20 protein-coding genes are annotated in these 21,230 nt (G+C 28.5%); 2 read left to right on the top strand and 18 right to left on the bottom strand.

Annotated features, from left to right (window positions below):
- Positions 1-38: 38 nt before the first annotated feature.
- From HALO113_RS17820 to HALO113_RS17795, 6 genes are read right to left on the bottom strand one after another with little or no spacing between them, the layout of a single operon-like run.
- Positions 39-488, bottom strand: a complete 450-nt coding sequence (locus tag HALO113_RS17820; RefSeq protein WP_159780487.1) for a sterol desaturase family protein — start codon at positions 486-488, stop codon at positions 39-41.
- A complete protein-coding gene (locus tag HALO113_RS17815; protein ID WP_159780486.1) occupies positions 488-1,327 on the bottom strand; it encodes a phytoene/squalene synthase family protein in 840 nt (279 codons plus the stop codon). Before HALO113_RS17815 ends, HALO113_RS17820 begins: the two co-directional genes overlap by 1 nt.
- Positions 1,324-2,790: an NAD(P)/FAD-dependent oxidoreductase gene (locus HALO113_RS17810; protein ID WP_159780485.1), complete on the bottom strand. Its 1,467-nt coding sequence runs from the start codon at positions 2,788-2,790 to the stop codon at positions 1,324-1,326. Before HALO113_RS17810 ends, HALO113_RS17815 begins: the two co-directional genes overlap by 4 nt.
- A gap of 28 nt (positions 2,791-2,818) precedes the next feature.
- Positions 2,819-3,712 carry a MerR family transcriptional regulator gene (locus HALO113_RS17805; RefSeq protein WP_159780484.1) on the bottom strand — a complete coding sequence of 298 codons (894 nt, stop codon included), beginning with the start codon at positions 3,710-3,712 and terminating at the stop codon, positions 2,819-2,821.
- A gap of 43 nt (positions 3,713-3,755) precedes the next feature.
- Complete coding sequence (locus HALO113_RS17800) at positions 3,756-4,613, bottom strand: glycoside hydrolase family 25 protein (protein WP_236554797.1); 858 nt, start codon at positions 4,611-4,613, stop codon at positions 3,756-3,758.
- A 3-nt stretch (positions 4,614-4,616) separates the two neighbouring features.
- Positions 4,617-5,357 (bottom strand): phosphatidylcholine/phosphatidylserine synthase, encoded by a 741-nt coding sequence (locus HALO113_RS17795; RefSeq protein ID WP_201297709.1) that lies wholly within the window; start codon positions 5,355-5,357, stop codon positions 4,617-4,619.
- 322 nt (positions 5,358-5,679) lie between these two features.
- On the opposite strand from HALO113_RS17795, the gene HALO113_RS17790 reads away from it, so the two are divergent.
- Together HALO113_RS17790 and HALO113_RS17785 are read left to right on the top strand one after the other, a co-directional pair.
- A complete protein-coding gene (locus tag HALO113_RS17790; protein ID WP_159780498.1) occupies positions 5,680-6,666 on the top strand; it encodes a PorV/PorQ family protein in 987 nt (328 codons plus the stop codon).
- Between the two features lie 29 nt (positions 6,667-6,695).
- Positions 6,696-7,826, top strand: a complete 1,131-nt coding sequence (locus HALO113_RS17785) for a DUF4105 domain-containing protein (RefSeq protein ID WP_159780483.1) — start codon at positions 6,696-6,698, stop codon at positions 7,824-7,826.
- A gap of 9 nt (positions 7,827-7,835) precedes the next feature.
- Here the strand turns inward: HALO113_RS17785 and HALO113_RS17780 are convergent, their stop codons facing one another.
- The 12 genes from HALO113_RS17780 to HALO113_RS17725 all read right to left on the bottom strand — a co-directional run bounded on the left by HALO113_RS17780 (position 7,836) and on the right by HALO113_RS17725 (position 21,229).
- Positions 7,836-9,218 (bottom strand): exopolysaccharide biosynthesis polyprenyl glycosylphosphotransferase, encoded by a 1,383-nt coding sequence (locus HALO113_RS17780; protein WP_159780482.1) that lies wholly within the window; start codon positions 9,216-9,218, stop codon positions 7,836-7,838.
- A 68-nt stretch (positions 9,219-9,286) separates the two neighbouring features.
- On the bottom strand, positions 9,287-10,297 hold the full coding sequence (locus tag HALO113_RS17775) for a glycosyltransferase family 4 protein (protein WP_159780481.1): 1,011 nt from the start codon (positions 10,295-10,297) through the stop codon (positions 9,287-9,289).
- Positions 10,269-11,636, bottom strand: coding sequence for an O-antigen ligase (locus HALO113_RS17770; protein ID WP_236554793.1), 1,368 nt, complete (start codon positions 11,634-11,636; stop codon positions 10,269-10,271). The genes HALO113_RS17775 and HALO113_RS17770 overlap by 29 nt, the downstream gene beginning before the upstream one ends.
- Positions 11,626-12,168 carry a serine acetyltransferase gene (locus tag HALO113_RS17765; RefSeq protein WP_159780480.1) on the bottom strand — a complete coding sequence of 181 codons (543 nt, stop codon included), beginning with the start codon at positions 12,166-12,168 and terminating at the stop codon, positions 11,626-11,628. Before HALO113_RS17765 ends, HALO113_RS17770 begins: the two co-directional genes overlap by 11 nt.
- Positions 12,161-13,285, bottom strand: a complete 1,125-nt coding sequence (locus HALO113_RS17760; protein ID WP_159780479.1) for a glycosyltransferase family 4 protein — start codon at positions 13,283-13,285, stop codon at positions 12,161-12,163. The genes HALO113_RS17765 and HALO113_RS17760 overlap by 8 nt, the downstream gene beginning before the upstream one ends.
- Positions 13,270-14,301: a glycosyltransferase family 4 protein gene (locus HALO113_RS17755; protein WP_159780478.1), complete on the bottom strand. Its 1,032-nt coding sequence runs from the start codon at positions 14,299-14,301 to the stop codon at positions 13,270-13,272. The genes HALO113_RS17760 and HALO113_RS17755 overlap by 16 nt, the downstream gene beginning before the upstream one ends.
- 32 nt (positions 14,302-14,333) lie before the next feature.
- Complete coding sequence (locus tag HALO113_RS17750) at positions 14,334-15,131, bottom strand: FkbM family methyltransferase (RefSeq protein ID WP_159780477.1); 798 nt, start codon at positions 15,129-15,131, stop codon at positions 14,334-14,336.
- Entirely contained in the window at positions 15,128-16,465 is a 1,338-nt protein-coding gene (locus HALO113_RS17745; RefSeq protein WP_159780476.1) for a glycosyltransferase family 2 protein, read from the bottom strand. The genes HALO113_RS17750 and HALO113_RS17745 overlap by 4 nt, the downstream gene beginning before the upstream one ends.
- Positions 16,455-17,504: an exostosin family protein gene (locus HALO113_RS17740; protein WP_159780475.1), complete on the bottom strand. Its 1,050-nt coding sequence runs from the start codon at positions 17,502-17,504 to the stop codon at positions 16,455-16,457. The genes HALO113_RS17745 and HALO113_RS17740 overlap by 11 nt, the downstream gene beginning before the upstream one ends.
- Positions 17,501-18,673 (bottom strand): glycosyltransferase, encoded by a 1,173-nt coding sequence (locus HALO113_RS17735; protein WP_159780474.1) that lies wholly within the window; start codon positions 18,671-18,673, stop codon positions 17,501-17,503. The genes HALO113_RS17740 and HALO113_RS17735 overlap by 4 nt, the downstream gene beginning before the upstream one ends.
- Positions 18,670-19,854 (bottom strand): glycosyltransferase family 4 protein, encoded by a 1,185-nt coding sequence (locus HALO113_RS17730; protein ID WP_159780473.1) that lies wholly within the window; start codon positions 19,852-19,854, stop codon positions 18,670-18,672. The genes HALO113_RS17735 and HALO113_RS17730 overlap by 4 nt, the downstream gene beginning before the upstream one ends.
- On the bottom strand, positions 19,844-21,229 hold the full coding sequence (locus HALO113_RS17725; protein WP_159780472.1) for an asparagine synthase-related protein: 1,386 nt from the start codon (positions 21,227-21,229) through the stop codon (positions 19,844-19,846). Before HALO113_RS17725 ends, HALO113_RS17730 begins: the two co-directional genes overlap by 11 nt.
- Position 21,230 lies beyond the last annotated feature (1 nt).

Here is a 21,230-nt window from a genome sequence, read left to right as displayed (position 1 = left end):
AGAGGATTTAAATAATAACACAATGAATGTTTAACGATTTACATCGAAAAATATTTCCAAGGCACATACAACATGCCAAAGCATTCCCCATGTTCTTTTCCTAAATGTTTATGGTGTATTTTATGTGCTTTTCGTAAGCCAATTAAATACTTATTCTTGGTATGTTTGAACCATTTAAAACGTTGGTGAATCAATACATCATGAATTAAAAAATAAGCAATTCCATAACATAAAATTCCTAAACCAATAAAAAACAAAAAGTTGAGTTCGGGATGAATTCCAAAATAAAACAAAGCAATACTTGGAATGGCAAAAATGACAAAAAAAGCATCGTTTTTTTCAAAAATCCCTTGGTATTTGGGCTGATGATGGTCTTCATGTAAATACCATAAAAAACCATGCATGACAAATTTATGAGTCAACCAGGTTACACCTTCCATGAGTAAAAAAGTACCAACAGTAACAAGTATGTAAAGTAGAATAATCATTAGGCAATAATATTTAATTGGTAACGCAAATACGATTTTCCCAAAATTACTAATTTCAAAGGATTTGAAACACTAATCCTTTTGCTTAAAAACTCTTCAGGTTGTGTTTTATTTATTTTTTGCATCAAACTCTTATAATAACGATAAGCTGTGTACACACCAAATTTTGCTTCTGTAGGCAACTTTAAAATTCCTTTAAATGCTTCTTCAAAATCGGCATTGATTTCTTTAACAATTTGTTCTTTATTGGCATTCGTTAAAGAAGAAAAATTGATTCCTGGAAAATAAACTCGTCCTAAGTTTTCATAATCGTGTTGCAAATCTCTTAAAAAATTGACTTTCTGAAAAGCAGAACCTAATTTCATAGCACTTGCTTTTAGTTCGTTGTATTTTTTTTCATCTCCTTTTACAAAAACTTTTAAACACATTAAACCTACAACATCTGCAGAACCATAAATATATTCTTCATATTCGGCTAATGAATTATATTCTTTTTTAGTTAAATCCATTCGCATGCTTTTCATAAATGGCTCAACCAACTCATACAACCCATATCGATGTACCACATGTTGAAAAGCATTTAAAACAGGATTTAAACTGATTTTTCTTTCTAATGCTTTTTGATACTCTGCTTCAAATTCGTCTAATAATGTGGTTTGGTCAAAACCCTCAAACGTATCGACTATTTCATCAGCGCAGCGTACAAATCCGTAGATGGCATAAATGTCGTCTTGAATTTCTGGAGCTAACATTTTAATGGCCAATGAAAAAGAAGTACTATACTTCTTAGTAATTTTTTTACTACATTCTAAAGAGGCTTGGTCAAATAATGCTTTCATGATGAGAATTCTTTTATAATTTTTTCACTTACGATTTTTCCAGAGATTAATGATGGTGGAACACCTGGTCCAGGAACGGTTAATTGGCCAGTAAAAAATAAATTTTGAACTTTTCTACTCTTTATCTTAGGTCTTAAAAATGCCGTTTGGGTTAAAATATTGGCTAACCCATAAGCATTTCCTTTATAGGAATTGTAATCTTTTATAAAATCATTCACACAGTATGATTCTACAAATATAACATTTTGTTTTACTGCTTGTTGCGTTATTTTTTCTAATCGATCTAAAATAACTTGAAAATATTTTTCTCTAATTTCATTAGTATCTTCTAAACCTGGAGCAATAGGAATTAAAAATGTGGCTGCTTCTTTTCCTTCAGGTGCAAAAAATGAATCGGTCTTAGAAGGAAAACTGGCATAAAATAAGGGCTCTTTTGGCCATACTTTAGTATCATAAATTTCCTGAGCATGAGGTTCGAAAGGGGTATCAAAAAACAAAGTATGATGGGAAACATTTTCAATCTTTTTATCAAACCCTACATAAAACAACAAAGAAGAAGGTGCAAAAACTTTTTTATTCCAGTATTCCTCAGAATACATGCGATATTCTATATCTAATAATTGTTCGGAATGATGGTAATCTGCACCACTTACAACAAGATCAGCTAAAATTTCATCATTATTTACCTGAATACCTATTGCTTTTTTATTTTTTACTACAATCTTTTTTACATTAGCACTGGTTTCAATTGTAACACCTAATTCTTTGGCTAATTGTGCCATTGCTTCTACTACTGCATACATTCCTTTTTGAGGATGCCAAGTACCTAATCCAAAATCAGCAAAATTCATAAAGCTATAAAAAGACGGTGTATCGGAAGGCTTTGCTCCTAAAAACAAAACGGGAAATTCTAATATTTTAATTAATTTTTCGTTTTTAAAACGCTTTCTCACCTCTTTAGAAATGGTTGAAAAAAATTGACCTACTCTAGCAATTGTTTCAGGTGTAACCAACTCAAAAATAGAATCGCCAGGTTTATATACCATTTTATCTACCGCAATAGCGTAATTATCTTGTGCTTCTTTGATAAAAGATCTTAGTTCTTTTGCGCTTCCTGGTTCTATTGCTTCAAAAGTAGTAGCAATGGCTTCTAAATTGTCGGCTATAGTTACTTTTTCATTTCCTTTAAAATAGACATCATAAGCGGGTGCTAATTTTTCTAAAACATAATAATCTGAGACTTGTTTACCAAAATCGGCAAAGAATTTTTCAAAAACACCAGGCATCCAATACCAGGTAGGACCAATATCGAAATGAAAACCCTCGCGAGATAATCTTCTAGCTCTTCCTCCTATCGTATCATTTTTCTCATAAATTGTCACTTTGTTACCTGCTTTAGCTAAATAGCAAGCAGCAGATAAGGAGGCAAAACCAGAACCAATTACTATTATTTTCTTATTCATTTGCGTTTTTTTATTATCAAACTATTCGTTATAGATCTAGAAATAAACTTTGAATTTCAGAATAAAAGGCAATCTTATCCTGCTTTTGACTGGCATAATTGATTTGCTTACCTAATACATGTAGCTTATGTTCTGTGTTTTTTAATATCGTTTCATAAAATGTTGCTAGATAATTATCTACTTCTTCTGGATGTGGCTGAACTGTAAAATAGGTAACAAAATGAACTTGATCAAAATAAAGCTTCATATCTGATAAATCTTCCATAGGTACACTTTCCCCTAAATAAACCGTATGAAAACCTTTGTTTAATAGAAGATAGTTTATAAAGATCAAACCTAATTCATGGATTTCATTTAAAGGTAAATAAAGAACGAATACTTTATTAAAATCATCATCGTGTTTCTTTTGAACAGATTCAATCTCGGTATATAATTTTTGTTTAATTAATGAACTAATAAAATGTTCATGAATAGGTCTAACTGTAGCTGTTTGCCACAAAACACCTATTTCATCTAACAAAGGAATAAATACTTCATAAAAAATCTCTTCAAAACTTTTAGTTCCTGATAACTGCTGAAAAGTGTCATGAAATAATTTGGAGTCAAAATTAAACATAGCGTACTTAAAAGAAGATATCGCTAATGAGGAACTGTTTTTATCTGAATAAATTTGTTTCACCAGTTTATTCATTTCTTCATTTGAAAGCGAAGATATTTTTGAAATTTTATATCCAAAATTATTTAAAAAAGTAATATTTAATAACTTTAATAAATCATCGGAATTATAGGACCGAATATTATTCTCATTTCGATCTGGAGAAAAGATTGAATAACGCTTTTCCCATATTCTTATAGTATGCGCTTTAATTCCTGAAAGGTTTTCAAGATCTTTTACACTAAAAGAAGTCTTTATATTGTTCATCGTTTTTCAAATTTCGTTAAACAAATATAAAACTTTTTTTTATTTATGGCTTAGTTGCTTCAATAAATTTAACAAAATCACCATTAAAAACATTTAAGTCTACTGTTCCTTTAATTCCTTCAACTTTTGCTTTTTCAGTAAATTGCCACATAAGCCATTCTTTTTCGGGCTTCTTTTTCCAAAGATTATAATTAGCAATCCAAAAAGGGTAATCTGAAAATTCTTTACGTAAAAAATCTTTATAATAACTTTCTCCAGAATAAATAATAGGTTTCATTTTATAATGTTTTTCCACTTTTGTAAGCCACCTTTTTAAACCTACCTTTAAGCTATCTAAGGATTGTGTTCTAGGTAATTTTTCGATATCTAAAACGGGTGGAAAATCACCTGAGGATAATTTTACCGTCTTAATAAAATTGTTTGCTTGTTGAATGGAATTTTCATTAGGTCTATAATAATGATAAGCTCCTCTAACAAAATTATTTTTTTTTGCTTCTTTCCAATTCTTTTTAAATTTACTATCCACTTTATTCTTTCCAGCTGTTGCTCTAATAAAGACAAAAGATAAAGCAAAAGTATCCTCAACTTTTTGTGATTTTACCCAATCAATATCGCCTTGATATTCGGAAACATCCATACCAAAAATAAAATCCTGGTGTTCACTAAGGACTTCATAAATACGAATATCGGCAATTTTTCTTTCTTCATCGGAAAGTCCGTCTGAGTGAGTAGTTTTAAAACCTAAGTAATAAAGCAATCCATCTTTAAATTGATAGACACCTAAACTAATAATTATAAGCGTAATTAAAAAAAACACATACAACATTATTCTTCCAAAAGAAAAATTCTTTTTTCTTACCACTTTTCTTTTAGGAGAAGAATAGTTTTTTTTATAGGTCACTTTTTAGTTGCTTTTTTGAAATCTATTTACGACAACAGAAAGAGAAATATATACTAAAATAATAAGCGGAATGGCTACAAAATTGAGCATTAGTAATAAAGCTAAAGCGACAATTAGAAAGCTTATTTGCAATTTTGCTTCTTTCCATGAAAAAGTCTTAAACTTTAAAGCAAATAAAGGAATTTCAGCATTTAAGAGATAGGTACTTAATAAAGTGATTCCTAATAAAACATAAGGATTATCCAATGCATCAGTTAACCATTGATAATTATCGACATATTGAATCATGGGGATACTCATGATAAATAAGGCATTTGCTGGTGTAGGCAAACCTATAAATGAATTAGTTTGTCTGGTATCTATATTAAAATTAGCCAAACGATAACAAGAAGCTAGAGGTATTAACAAACCTAAATAAGGCACTACACCCATGTAAAATGTTTCTTCTGTTAACATATATTCAGGTTGGTTTTGTTGAATAGTGTCAAACAATTTATACAACATTACACCAGGAACAACTCCACTAGTAACCATATCGGCTAAAGAATCTAATTGCAATCCTATAGGGCTTTGAGCGTCTAACTTTCTTGCTAGAAAACCGTCCCAAAAATCAAAAAATATACCTAAGCAGACAAAAATAAATGCATGATCATAAAAATTATTGAAAACACATATAATTGCAATTAATCCACTTAAGAGGTTAAAAAGAGTTAATGTATTAGGTATAAATTTTGTAATCTTCATAAAATAAATCTTAAAAAATGCTCTTAGATTGTTTCTTTAACCCTGATGGAAGTGAAAATCCTTTTTTTATTTAAGCAATAAATAACAAAAGATTGTAACGAACAGCAGGAAAAAGATGTAAAAAGAGCCAATTGTTTGGTTTTTACTAATTTTGGAACAAATGTAATACAATAAGTTAATACATTTAGAGTTTACTAATTAAGATTTTTATTTCATCTTTGTAAAAAATTAATTTGCTTTGAGAAAAACAGTTGTTGTTGTTTTGTTTTTTTATGTATTAACTTCACATAGTCAGACTTTTAGAAAATATTCTAATGAGTTTTTGAGCATTGGAGTTGATGCTGCTGCTTTAGGGATGAGTAATGCTGTTACAGCACATACGGATGATGTAAACTCTGGTTATTGGAATCCGGCTGGTTTACTACAATTAGAAGATAAACAAATCGCTTTAATGCACGCCAATTATTTTGCGAATATTGCTCAGTATGATTATGCTGGTTTTGCCATGCCTATTGACGACAGAAGCGCTTTAGGGCTATCGTTAATTCGTTTTGGGGTTGATGATATTTTAAATACAACTCAATTAATTGATAGTCAAGGAAATATTGATTACAATCGAATTTCTCTTTTCTCTACTGCTGATTATGCTCTCACCTTTTCCTATGCAAGAAGCTTGCCTGTTCAAGGGATAAATTATGGTGTAAACGCGAAAGTAATCCATCGAATTATTGGTGATTTTGCCAATTCATGGGGTTTTGGTTTCGACTTAGGCATTCAATACCAAAGTGATAATGAATGGTTGTTTGGTTTGATGTTGCGCGATATAACTACAACTTATAATACGTGGTCGATTAATAAAGAAGCGTATGAAAAGATTAAAAATGCTGTTCCTGGTGAAAATCAAGAATTACCCGAAACTAGTGAAGCTACCTTACCAAAAGCACAGCTCGGTTTAGCCAAAAAATATATTTTTAGATACGATTATAGTTTAACGGCTGCAGCCAATTTAAATATGCAATTTACGCGTACTAATGATATTATATCTAGCGATATTGTAAGTATTGACCCTGCAATTGGTTTTGAATTTGGTTACATTGATCTTGTTTTTCTAAGAGCTGGTGTGGGTAATTTTCAGAAAATAACACAAATCGACAATTCTGACAAGTTGAGTTTTCAGCCCAATGTAGGATTAGGATTTAAGTACAAAGGAATTCAAATTGACTATGCTTTAACCGATTTAGGTAATCAAAGTGCGGCTTTGTATTCTAATATTTTTTCTTTAAAAGTAGATTTTAGCATTTTTAGATAAAGTAAAAACCAGTCAATTCATAAAATAACATGATAACAAAATTACTTTTCCCTCTTTTTTTACTTTTAACATTACCTAGTTTGGCTCAAAAAGTAACATTAACCGATGGAGCAGAAATTAGCATTTTAACCTGTGGAGCTGGTAACGAATCCTATTCTTTGTATGGTCATACGGCTGTAAGAATTAAAGATGTTCCAAATCAGATTGATTTAGTTTACAATTATGGCACCTTTGATTTTGACACTCCAAACTTTGTTTTAAAATTTGTAAAAGGGGATTTACAATATTTTATTTCTGTAAGTAAGTATGAGCATTTTGAATATGCTTATCGCTATGAAAATCGTTCTATTTACCAACAAATATTAAATCTTACTCTAGAGCAAAAGCAAAAACTTTTTGATTCATTAAATGATGATATAAATAGTGAAAGTCGTTTTTACACTTACAAATTTATTGATAGGAATTGCACCAACATGGTTGTGGATAAATTAAATGATATCCTAGGTGATTCTTTGATTCATACTCAAAAACCGGTTGAGATTAGTTATAGGGAAATCCTTTTTCCCTATTCTAAAAATCATTTTTTTGAGCAATTGGGCATAAACATCATATTTGGAACCAAAGTAGATAAAAAAGCGGAACGTCTTTTTTTACCTTTTGATTTCTTGGAAGTATTAAAAAACACTTCTATTGATAAAAAACCTTTAGCTAATGAAACAAAAACGCTTTTTGAAGCTAAAGCTGTTGCTTTTAAACCTTCTTTTTGGAATAGTATTTATACAATAATTGTAATTCTTTCCATTATTGTTTTATTGTATAAAAAGTGGCTGAATACTTTTTATTTTACCCTTGTAGGCATAATAGGTGTTTTTTTATGTGTTGTAGGCTTTTATTCTTTTCATGACGAAGTAGTGTGGAATTATAATGCTATGCTTTTTAACCCTCTGTATTTAGTTTTAGTATATTACTATAAGAAAGACAACTTCAAAATGATAAAGTTATGGGTTAAGATAATTGCTGGGATGCTAGTTCTCTATTTGGTTTACATGACAACTAAAATTCACTTGTATTTGATGTTGCCTTTTATCGTTGCTCATTTCCTTCTTTTTAGCAGAATCATTACGCAGAAGAAAAAAACAGATATAGAAATAATCCAATGAGAAACCAAGCTATTGTCCTCTTGCAAAAAGGATAGTACTCAACGTTTTCATTACAATATTAATATCTAAGAACAAACTGCGATGTTTTATATAGTACAAATCGTATTTTAATTTCATCAAACTATCTTCTAGAGTTGCTCCATAAGGGTAATTGACTTGTGCCCATCCGGTTAAACCCGGTTTAATAACATGCCTAGTTTGATATAAAGGGATATTTTTTGCAATTTCTTCAACAAAAATAGGGCGTTCAGGCCTAGGCCCAATGATTCCCATTTCACCTTTTAACACATTAATGAATTGAGGCACTTCATCTATTCTTGTTTTTCTTAAAAATTTCCCAAAAGGTGTAATTCTTGTATCGTTTACTTGTGCAAAAACCGCTCCTTCACTTTCAGCATTTACAATCATAGTTCTCAATTTATAAATCTCAAAAGAGATGCCATTCTTACCCACTCTTTCTTGTGTATAAAAAAGAGGACCTTTATTCCATAAAAAATTCAAGAGATATAAAAATGGTAAAATGACTCCTAAAGCGAAAAGCCCCACAAAGGAGAACAAAATATCAAAAAAACGACTGTAAAAGACATACAAGGCATTATGATTACTTCTACTGAAAGGAAAAAACTTGTATAATTCTTTATCATCAAAATGGATAGGTAGTCTATTAGTGCTGTATTCATATACTTCGGAATATTGCCTAATCACAACTCCTTTTTCTAGTAGCTTTAATAATTGAGTATATAATTCTGGAGAAATAGATTTACTATTCTCGTTTGTAACTACTATTTCTGGAATATAATTAGTTACAAATAACGATTCTAATTCGCAAATTGAAAATTCTGTAAGTTTTGTCTTATTTCTTTTGTCATCTGTAGCAACAAAACCCACTGCATGGTAATGTGGGTTTACTTTAGTAAGTTCTTCAACCAAACTCTCCATTTTTTTACTACTTCCTACAAAAAGCACTTTTTTCAAAAATCGATTTGCAGCAAAAAAATAGATATAAAGATTTCTCCACACTAATAGTGCACTAAGAATAGCAAAGAAAAACAAAAGGATTTGTAACCGATTAGAAGGAAGTATAGGAGTATAAAAAGGAGTTAATAAATACAACAAACTGGTTACAGCTGCAGTTAACACAATACTTCTTACTACTAAAAAACGATTATTTGCGGTTTGCAAATTGTACATTTCAAAAACAGTTCCAATAATATTAATATAAAGAGCCAATACTATGACCCAATAATAATTATTAGCTTTAATCTCAAAATAATTAAATTCAAAATACTTATCTATAATAAATAAGAATAATAGAACAAAAAACACATCAAATAAGCGAAGTAGGATCTTTCTTTCTGAAATTTCAAAGTGTATTTTTTTGGTACTTGACATAATTTGGGGAAAAATTCAGTTGCAAATTAAACAATAAAATACTTAAAATGCACAATTTCACTAATTTTCTAATGTAATATTGATTTCCATTTTTCTCTAACTTGTTCCCAATCTAAGTTTTCAACAAATACTCGAGCCTCTTGAGTTATTATTTTTGCTCTTGTAGCATCTAAAATAATGGTTTCAATTGCCAAAACCATTTCCGATATTGAACTATCGTTAACCAAAAGCCCCGTTTTATTTTGTGTTATTAAATAGGGTATTCCTCCTACATTAGTTGAAACAATTGGTAACCCTAGAGCCATAGCTTCCAATACACTTACTGGTGTATTATCAAAATGAGTCGTATTTATGAATATATCATGGCTTTCAGATAACTTCCACCAATCTTCTTTAGACAATTGCCCTGTAAAATTTACTTTAACGCCTAACTCATCCGCTCTTTTTTTAGTAACAGCTAAACTTCCATCTTTATCTGGCCCAACCATCGTAAGTATAGCATTGGGATATTTTTTTTTAATTTCGTAGAAAACCTCTACTGCCATGACAGGATTATAAATAGTAGCAAATGCTCTTACCCAAAGCAATTTAGGTTGAAATTCATTTCTCTCTTTAAAATGATACCATTTTAGATTTATTGCATTAGGGATATGAATTAAATTAGTAAAACCTTTGCTCTCAAATTCACTTTTCAGGTAATTTGAAGGAGCTATGTTTGCATAGGCATTTTCAAAAATCAATCGGCATAAATAAGGGTTATTTTTTAACCGATTAGGTAAATCGCCACCATGCAAAATTGGGATATATTTGACTCTTAAAATCCTAGCCAATTGGCTTACCATTAAGGCATACCAAAATGCCTTGGTACTATAAGTATCAATTATTATAAAATTTATTTTTTTATAATATTTGAAAACACTAAAAATCATATGCATTATTCTAAAAAAGAAATTCTTCTTATCTGAAGCATAAAATATTATATAATCTTCTTCTTCCAAAGATTTTCCTAAGGTTTCAATTGTGGTTTTATTGAGACCGTGTTTAGAAAGTTTATTCCCTATGTATAATAGGCTTTTCATCAAATGAAAAATTTAACAAGGTTAATGAGTAAATAAAAGCAGATGCAGCAATTCGCATAGCTGCATGATTAATCGTTAAAAACCAAAAAATAAAAAACGAGAATAAGAAAATGTATTTCCTATTTGTAAAATAATAAACAATAGGGGTAAAAAACAATATTAATAAATTAAATACACCTAAGATTCCGTGTTCTGCTAACATTCTAGTTATTTCATTATGAGAAGCGGCATTTATTCCTGTTAATTCTTCACGATATTCTTTATTTTTACCTACTCCAACACCTAAAATAGGGTTGTCTAAAAACATTTGTATCTCCGTCGTTGCTAATTCTTCTCTTCCAGAAAATCTACTCTTTTTTTCTCTTCCAAGTGAATCTTCACCTTTATACCTATTTAAAATTAATCCCCCTGTTTGAGAAATGCTATATGCGAACACTAAAATTCCAAAAAAAACCATAGAAAGACTCGCTAAACCAAGTTTTACTTTTGCTTTTATTGAAACCATTAAATAAGTAAAAAACAGTAATGATAAAATCATTGCTAAGCCAGTGTAAACACCACCTCTAGAAAATGTAATAATACCTCTATATGCCAAAACTAACAAAAAGAAAATATTGAATAGCAATAGAAAAGTATTTTTAGAAAAGAAAAGAACTCTTACAAATACAATAAACATGGCTAATCCTAAAACGGTTGACACTTGATTAGGGCCAAACCCACCAGAAGTTGCAGAATTAGAATCTGTACCTGTTACTACATCTCTTATACTTGGATTATACAAGAACATATAAATCACCATAGCAATGATAGGATAAAGCATCCATCTTGTCAACTTATCCATTTGTTGGAAATTAAAAGATTTGCCAACAATATATAATGAAGAAATTCCCAAACATATAGGTCCAAGTAAATTAAACACTAATGCCTTTCTGATATTTGCATCAAAACTTAAAGATAAAATTCCATAAATAATTCCTGGAACTAGAAATAAAAGAAATACAGCATATGGAATAGCTTTTTTAGAAATACCACTGAAGTAAATTCCTAAAAGAGAAAATATTATGACGCAATATTTCCCATATTCATTACCAATATTTCCTTTTGTCATTCTTAAAAAAACCTCAGCACTTATTACATAGGCGCAAAAAAATAATACTTCATTATTCTTATTCTTATTTCTTATGATTACAAAACAACCAATCACAAAAATTAGTAATGCATAAACAACTGAAATAGGCTTAAATATATATATTAAAACACCTAACAACATATATAAAAACAAGGTTATAATATATGTTTTGTTAGTACTATTATATTTATCTAATAACTCATTTTTCATTAAATAACATTTTTTTAGCTGGCACACCTACTAAAGTTAAATCATTTTCAAAAAATGACTTAGTAACACACGCAGATGCTCCAACAAATAAATTATTACCCAAAACAACATTACCAATTATTACAGCATTTGCTCCTAATACACAGTTATTACCTATAGTAAATTCATTCCCAATTGATTTTTCATTGTAACCTATAACATTTCCTCCTGTAAGAGTAATATTTTTTCCTATGATGGCTCTTCCAGATATTACAATTCCTAAAGAAGGATGCAAAATCAAAATTCCTCCTTTTATATTTGCTTTATAATGAATATCTATATTAGAGAAACTTTGTAGTACAATCAAAAATGGCAATAGAGGTAATCTTATAAAAGAATACCATCTTTTAAATATTAAATAACCACTCCTTTCAAACCTATATATAAATAATCCCCAAAATGATCTAGTAAAAATAACAATCAAAAAACGGTATTTTTTTTTACCAATTATTCTTCCAATATCATTAAGAAAAAAATTAAATTGTTCAATCATCTTTTAAAATAGTGTTTTTTAACTTTTTAAAATATTCTGTAAAAGTAAACTTTTTTGCAAGAGGTAGTAAAATTGTTGCCCTTTCTTTTAGAAGAATTTCATTTTCTGAAATTGCTTTCAGAAACACCATATCATAATTTTCGTTTCCAATATTCCATAGAAAACCGTTCTTATCATTTATATAATGTGATATACTACCTACATTAGATACAATTGGAATAACACCATAACAAGCAGCTTCCGCAACAACTTTTGGAAAACCTTCTGATGCAGATGGCAATAAAAGGAAATGGGAAACTTCATAGATAGAATGTACTTCATTTTTTTCTAGAAAGCCATGAAAAACCACTTTCGATCCTAAAAATCTTAATGCTTCTTTGTACATTCCAATTTTTGGTCCATCACCAACAATATGTACAACTTCGATTTTATCAGTTGATATTCCTTTCAACACACTAATAACTTGATGCATCCCTTTTGCTTCATCAACTCTACCTACAAAACAGAATACAAAAGGTTCGGTATAAGTTTTATTTTTAAATATTTCTTCCCCTCTTCTTATATCTATTTCATTTAAACTTGGATTTTCAAAAGAAAAACAATGCTCAGGCTGATCGTTCCAAAATCCATTTATCGTAACATTAACATGTTTATATTTCTGTAAAATTCTTTTTTGAAAAACATAAAAAAAGGGCAAAGTTGATTCATCCCAGCTACCTGCAAATTTATGCCACCATATTTTTTTTCGAATAAAAAAAGAAATCACAATAGCGATAAAGGCTGGATGCGAAGGACCTCTTGTATGAATCACTGGAGCAAAAAAAACATATCTTAAAATAACAAAAAAAAGAACAGGATAACGCAAAATAATATTTAATTTTGAAAGAATTGATTTCCCACCAATTTGTGGCAACATTACCAATTTTATCTTAGACTTTTTTATTATCTTCATGGACTTATCATTTTCTTTTTCAGGAAAATGATAACCTATCCAAATAATTTTGTCAAATAGTGATTCTATGAACTCTAACTCATCTACTACAGGACCAAAAGCTAAATTTTCTTTTGAATTCTTTAACATGGCTGTATCAGAAACAACAATTAGTTTTTTATACATTTATAAATTGCAATTAGCTTATTATAATAATTTTCAGAACCAAAATAAGTCTCAAAAATTTGCTTCATCTTATTAATATCATGTTTTTTATTTAATAACATTTCTATTCTTTCTTTCCATAAATCAGAATCAAAATTGTCGATAAAATAGTCTGGAAAATGAGGCTTAAGGATGGTTGCAACTTCTCCAGTCTCATAAGCCAAAAAAGGTAATCCTTGCGCTAAATATTCGATCAAAACCAAAGGTCCTGATTCCGATATTGAAGTATGCAATCCTAAAGAAAAATTACGTAATACTTCTTGTACATTAGTAATAGTACTGTCTATTGAACAGCGTAAATTTTCATCATGAATTTTATTATTTACAAGATTAAAATAATCATTATCTTGATTATTTCCTATTAAAACAAGTGAAAGTGATAAGGATTTCATGATTTCAACAGCAAATAGATTATTCTTAACCGCCTTTATATTTGAAACTAAAACTAAATTTTTAAAAGGATATTTTTTATGTTCTTTACTTTTTAAAACTATATTTTCTAAAAGATATACTGAATTAAAATCTAAAAGCAATTTTTCTCTTGCCCAATCACATAAAGTAGAACTAACTCCTATATAATGCTTGGGTTTTAAAAGAGTATCCATTAAAAAAGGAATCTTCTTGTCTATCATTATAGATCCATAATGATCATGTAAGAGTATTTCAACTTTACAATTAAATAAAAAAGATACCAATCTAATATATTTATAAACATGTCTAAAATGACAGTGAATAATATCATATTCTTTTATTATCTGAGCACATTGACTCATTTTTTTTAAACTCCATTTATCATTTCTATTGAGTTCAATTTTTTTTAATTCATGAGGCAATTTATCACTTAATTTACCTTTATCTAATAGAAAAAAAGCAGTAATTGTATCTGGATTTTTTTCGTAAAGAATTGTACATATATCAACAAATACTTTTTCTGCACCACCTACATTTAAACGATCTATTACTTGTAAAATTTTCATCTTTTAATCTATTTTAAGAAACTAAGTGCAGTTTATCTTAAATAATCAGGAAACACTTCTTCTTTGTGGAGTAATAAAAAATGACATCTACCTCTATGTTTAACAAATTCTGCATCAACTAACTTTTCTTTTGATGTCATATACCATGCATTATAATTAACAGATTCACACCACTTAATAACTTTTTCGGCATTCATTTCCATAGTCATTTCCTTATTAGAATGCATTTCAACCAAAATTTTAATTTTATTACTTTTTACTGTATTTGTTAGTCCTTTTAAAGCCTCATATTCTGCTCCTTCAACATCTATTTTTATAAAATCAGGTATATTTTCAAAAAATGAAATTAAAAAATCTAAAGTAACTGTTTTAACCTTTATAGAACTTCCAATAGAAGCAGCAGTTTCTGCATGACTTTTATAAACACTACCTGCAGCCCCATGACCTACAGTATAAAAATCCAATTCTTCATTCATTGAATTTCCAACGAAACCTAAGAAAGAGACTGTTTTATGTATTAATCCATTATATATAATATTTTTATGAGCCAATGACAAAGCTTCAGGATTGGCATCTATTAAAATGATTTTTTCTACATTTTCATTTGTCAATGCTATTAAACTGGTATAACCGACGTTACAGCCCACATCATAAATGTTTTTTGATTCTTTTGCTAATAAAGTAAACCAAATATCATCAACATCACTTTTTGAAGGCAATGTTTTCTTAACTACCTTTAATTTTTTTCCATTTAAAATCCTGTCTTCAAATTTTTCTTTCCTATGAAGGATTTTAAATTTAATACCGCCAATAATTTTTTTTATTCTCATAGATTATCTATTAACATTCCTTTTTTAATTTTTTGAGTTGATTTTTTCCAAGAAACAAAAATTTGATATAATATTAAAGGTAATAATAAAGGTAATAACAAAAACGCTATTAATTTCAAAAGCTTATTCTTTTTAAATTTATAGGGTATTAATGATGGCAAAATAGAATGCATTATATAATAAATAGAAGCTTTATTACCAAAATATTTCCTAGACAAATATAAAACACTAGGAACTGGTCTTGGTCCAAAGATTTTCTTGGGTCTCCAACCATCCCAACTTCCCATTTGTCTTAGACCTCCTTGGCTTACTTTAAGGTGAATACGTTTTGCGTTACAATTTGAAATATTCCTATAACCAGCAAGATAGGCTCTTAATCCATATTCACCATCTCCCATACGTTGTTTTTCAAACTGTAAATCAAAAAAACCTATACTATAAAAAATTTGTTTTTTCAACAACACATTACCTGTATCTAATTGATCACTCCATCTAAAATAACTATAATGTTTAGGAATTTCTGCCCCTATTTTACTAATAGAAACTCCAGAAGACAAATCGGCTTGATAAAAATCTAAACATTTTAAATGCTCATAAACCCAATTTTCATCAACTAATGAATCGTCATCGTATAATAAAATATAATCTCCTTTTGCAGATTGAATGGCTTCATTTCTTGCTTTCCACAATGCTTTTTCTTTTTGAAACCAAAATTTTAAATTTAGTTTCCAATTGCTATAAAATTCTTCTTTAAAATCGTCTGTTTGATCCACAATAATCACTTCAAAATTTTGATATGTCTGCTTTTCTAAATCTTTCAAAACATCTTTGAGATATTCATATCTATTTAAAGTAGGTATTACTACCGATACAAAGGGCTTTGAAGCAACTAAAGGACTTACAAAACTATCATAAGATAAATTATTTAAAATGTTTTTTGAATAATCAACTCGTTTTATGGTACTCGTTTTTAAAAACCCCTTGATTTCTTTAAAAGGATTATGAAAAGAAAACAACCTAATAAGCAAAACATAAATTACCCAAGCTCTATGGAAATTTTTTCTCAAGAATCGAAATTCATCTTCGGGAGAAAAATTATATCCTCCCCAAACATCTATCCCTTTTTCATTTTTATTTGAAATAAAACCTGATTGAAATGCTTGCCATGCTAAATCGTGATATTTAGCTATTTCTGAAATATAATTATCATCCATTTCAAGATGAAAATCATCTTCTTCCAATTGTTTTTTTGATGGAAAATAACAATGATCAACTTTTGGCATTAAATTAAAATACCAAATAGGTTTTAAATATTTTAAGTAACTAAATATCATTTGAAATCATTTCTAGCATTCCTTCTATAGAAAGTGTTTCTTTCCATAATTTTCTGTTTTCTAACTGTAATTTAATAAAATCCTCATCTGATAATTTGGAATGAAACCCAGAAACAATTTTAGCTATGTTTTTCCTATCCTTCCATTCTAACCAAACCACATGTTTTTTCCAATTTATTTTATTATTAAAAGGTAATAAACAATCTGTATTTACAAAAATAGGTATTTTACCCATCATTAAAGTTTCATAAAAACGAACCGAAAAATTACCTGCTCCTCTAATGCAAAGCACATAATCGGATTCATTTATATTATTGTAATATTCTAATGTTGTTTTTAACCTATCTTCTACTGATTTTGCTCCTCCTCTATATAATGATCTAAATATAAAATTTGTTTTTATTAAAGCAGAATTTTCTAAATATTCTAAAACTGTAGCTCTTTCATATGCTGAAGCAAAAAGTGGCTCATAAACTCGATTGAAGGGGTTTTTAACAAATCTTTTAATATTTTCAATAATACATTTTATAATTTCTTTATTTCGCTTTGAAAAATCTCTAGTTGCATGTCCACAAAAACCGACTATAGGTAATACATTTTTAGATTTAGGTATTGGATTGTCAATAGTATAAAACCGTTGAAAATGATCAGATAAAGCTACAGGAAAACCTTTATTATTTTTACTTAATTTAGAATAAAATCCACTCATTCTGTAATAAATAATATTTGAAAATTCTGGATATTTAGGCCCAAAATCATCACTAACAAAAGAGTGTATCATTTTATTTTCCTGAATACCAATTGTATTTATTTCTAATAACAAATGTTTTTTTCCTGTATTTAAATAATAATTAATTGAAAATGGTAATAAGATGATATCTGCTTCTTTGATTGAAGAAGTCATATAAATTGACAAACCATTCATACCAATAAATTCATAGTCATCTTTCCAATGCGAAGAATAGAAAGGCCTAACCAATATAAATAGGTTTTTTACATTCTCAATTGGTATGTTTTTATGTGCTATAAATATTTTCAATTGAATTGGTTTTTATAAAAATCGATAAATTTTATTTTTTGATCTTCAATACTAAAATTAGTTGCTATCCTTTTTTTTGCATTATTAATTAATATTTCTTTTGCATCAGTACCCAACTTTAAGGCTAATATTATTTTATTGGCTAAAATTTCTGAATTTCTTTTAGGCACTACAAATCCAGTCTCATTATCTATTACATTTTCAATGAGTCCGTCAGCATCACTTACTAGACAAATTTTACCCATGGATTGGGCTTCTAAGACAGCATTACAAAAACCTTCTTGATGGCTGTATTGTATATAATAAGAAGCATTCTCTAATTCCTCTTTAACTTGAATTGGTGATAATTTTCCTAAAAAAACCACTTTATCATTCAATCCTAATTGGTGCACTAGAAATTGTAATTTTTCTTTCTCAATGCCTTCACCAATAATTCTATATTCAAAATTGTGTCCTTTTGCTTTTAAAATTGATAAAGACTCAATTATATAATCTAGTCCTTTTATCCAATGCAATCTCGCAATAGTTAAAAAAACTGGCTTATCAACAAATTTTAAATCGCTGAAAAACAAATTCTCATCTATAGCTGGTGTAATCTTAACAATATTTTTTTCTTCAATTCCAAAACTAAGTAAATCTTTCTTCATCCCTTCAGATAAGACATGAAATTTGATTTTTTTTGAGAATACCAATTCATAACATTTTTTATCTTTTAATGGATACACATAATGATCAAACCCTCTAAAACTAATTGCCATTTTTGCTCCAATTGCTTCTGCAACATTTTCTCTATAAATAGCCATTGTACCAAAACCAAAATGCAACCAATCCAATTCATGATTTAAAATATGACTGTTTATAATTATATTCTTTATCCTATCAGAAAAAGACAAATTATCCTTTTTATCCAAAAAATACATTTTCTTTACGGGTTTAAATTTTAAAAAAAGGCTTCTAAAAAGATAATAAATACTTATAAAAGCATTTTTAAGTTTATTTTTAGAAAATTTAGGTGCAGAAATTATTTGACAATTAATTTTGGAATTCTCTTGGTAATCATTTACAAATAATACTACTTGAAAGCCATTTTCTTGCAAACCATTTATTTTTGAAACAAAAAATGTTTCAGAATATGCAGGAACTGAAGGAAGTACAATACCTATTTTCATGATAGTTCTTTATTTAAAATGATATTATAAAACGAATTAAAATCACCTATCATTTTTTCTGTAGCATGTTGTCTTTCTATAATCAATCTAGCATTTTTTGTCATTTCGTTATACTCTTTCAATGTTAAATCTCTAGCTCTCAATATAGCTTGAGCTATAGCTTGAGCATCTCTTACAGGAACAACAAAACCATTTTCTCCATCTTTTACTACCTCTTGCATTCCTCCACAATCTGTAGAAACAACTAAAGTTCCCAAAGCCATAGCTTCTAAAACTACATTTGCAATTCCTTCTTCCACACTAGGAAGCAAAATAATATGTGCTTTTCTAATTAATTCTAAAACTTCTTGAAATGGCAATTGATTTTTAAAAAAAATTTTAGATTCTAAATTTAATTGATTTCTTTGAAAAAGAATTTCTTCTTCATTATTTATTCCTACGATTGTGTAATTGAATGAAATATTTTTAGAATCTAAATGTTTCATTCCATCTAATGCATAATTATAGCCTTTAACCCAATGAGTTCGTCCAATTGAAACAATAGATAAATTCTTAGTTAAATCTTCAAACTCTTTAGCTTCATATTTTAAATTATCTAAGTTTAAACCGCTATAAATAGTTCTTATTTTCTTTTCATCAGCTTTATAAGAAAGAGATTGTTTTGAAATAGCATTTGAGACAGCATGAAAACCATCAATCTTTGGAAAACAAGATATATAAATATCTTTAAATTTAGGAAAGGTGATTGGTGAATAATTAATATGAGCACCACGTAAACTTAAGACTAATTTTATCCCAAATTCTTGTACCCACATCCAATCTTCTATACCTTTAGCCCATTGCAAATGAAATATATCCGGGCTATGCCATAAAACAGGATAGTATTTTATTTTTTTAATCCTAATATTATTTGGCTGAAGTTGAATATATTGGTCTAATTTCTTTTTGTCTTTATTTTTAAAAATAGTTACTAAAACTGTATATTTAAATAATAATATTGCTTTACTTATTTTATTAGAATAAGTAATTAATTTCACTTTTTTGGGATAGTCAATTTTTTTATTTTGTTTACCAAACAAATAAATTTTATTATTTGATTCTGCTAAACCCATAATTAATCTTTCAATAAAAGTAGTAGATGGTATTTCACCTGAATAAATGGCTATCTTTTTACTTTTCATATTGGTTAATTTTAGCAAACAAAGATAAAGTTAACAGCATACTTACACTATGTGAATAATAAACAGCATCTCTATTTTTAAAATTGGAATAGTGTTCGAAGACCAATTGTGGTTCTACCAGATTTTTGAAATTATCATTTTCAAACAACCATTGTTTTAATTCTTTTTCATTTGATTCTCCTAAAAATTGTAATTCCCAATTACGTTGAATAAACTTTTTAGAAGAAACTATACGTTTAAGTTTGTCTAGCACCCTAAAAGGAAAATTATAAGGAAATTTATTATTCTTGTATGTGTATAAATTGAATGGTCTTTTTTCTTGCCATGTAATTTTGGCTAACTCAGGCATTCTTAATTTTAAATACTCAATTTGTATTTGTCTCCCATTTAAATACTTTTCAGGAATCGTACAAATAAATTTGCACATTCTGTCATCATAATATGGCAAAGAAATAGGTTTTACCGATTTAAAAATTGACAAATTTGTACTTGTCCATCTTGGTGCCCAATATAGGCTTTTAAATGCTCTTATTTGAGCATTGGCACTTGTAGGAATGTTTATATTTTCAAGTAGGATTCGAATTCTATCCTTCAAATATATTTCAAAATTTCCTTGCAAATTCCAAGATTTCCAAAGTGAATTTGCTAATTCTATACCTCCTTTTTTAACTACTTTTTTAACCAATATTTCAATTTGTTGTTCATTGGATAAATCTTCTTCAACATGCATATCGTCAAATAAAACATCTCCCCAATGTCCTAAATTAAAAACATCACCCATTTGAGCATACTTTTCAATAAAAGCCATTTGTCTAGGATGAGTGAATTCTGAATAACAGTTATTAATTTTAGCTAGTTCGGTAATTTTATCCCATAAATAGCCTTTTGGGACAACCCACTTTTGAAATGAAAAGCCACATGCTTTTGCTATCTGTTCGCTATAAAGTGTTTCATTATGTCCATTTAGAAATTCATAACTATAAGCGTTCACTTCATTACCTAAATGATATAAAGCTGCAGCTTGTGTGCGACTATCTAATCCTCCTGACAAAGGTAAAATTACAATTTGGTCTTGGACTTGCTCTTTAATAATTGTTTCAAATAATTCAGCAAACTCTTGTACTATTTGTTGCAATGGTCTCTCAATAGGATTGTAATACCATTTAAAATAGGTAACTTCATCTTCTATTTTATTTCCATTAAGAATATAATTAGTTGCTGGCTTTAGAGCTGTTTGTTCATTATAATAAGTATCTTGATCCAAAAAGAATCCTGTAGCAGCAAATACACATATTGCTTTATAATTAAGTGTCTGTTTTTCACCAATAAAAGTTGGTAAAGTAGGAATAATTGGATTTTGAAAAGAACGTTTCACT

Origin of the sequence: Flavobacterium sp. 9AF, assembly GCF_902506265.1 — a bacterium.
Taxonomy (GTDB): domain Bacteria; phylum Bacteroidota; class Bacteroidia; order Flavobacteriales; family Flavobacteriaceae; genus Flavobacterium.
This window is presented reverse-complemented; position numbering and strand designations above follow the sequence as displayed.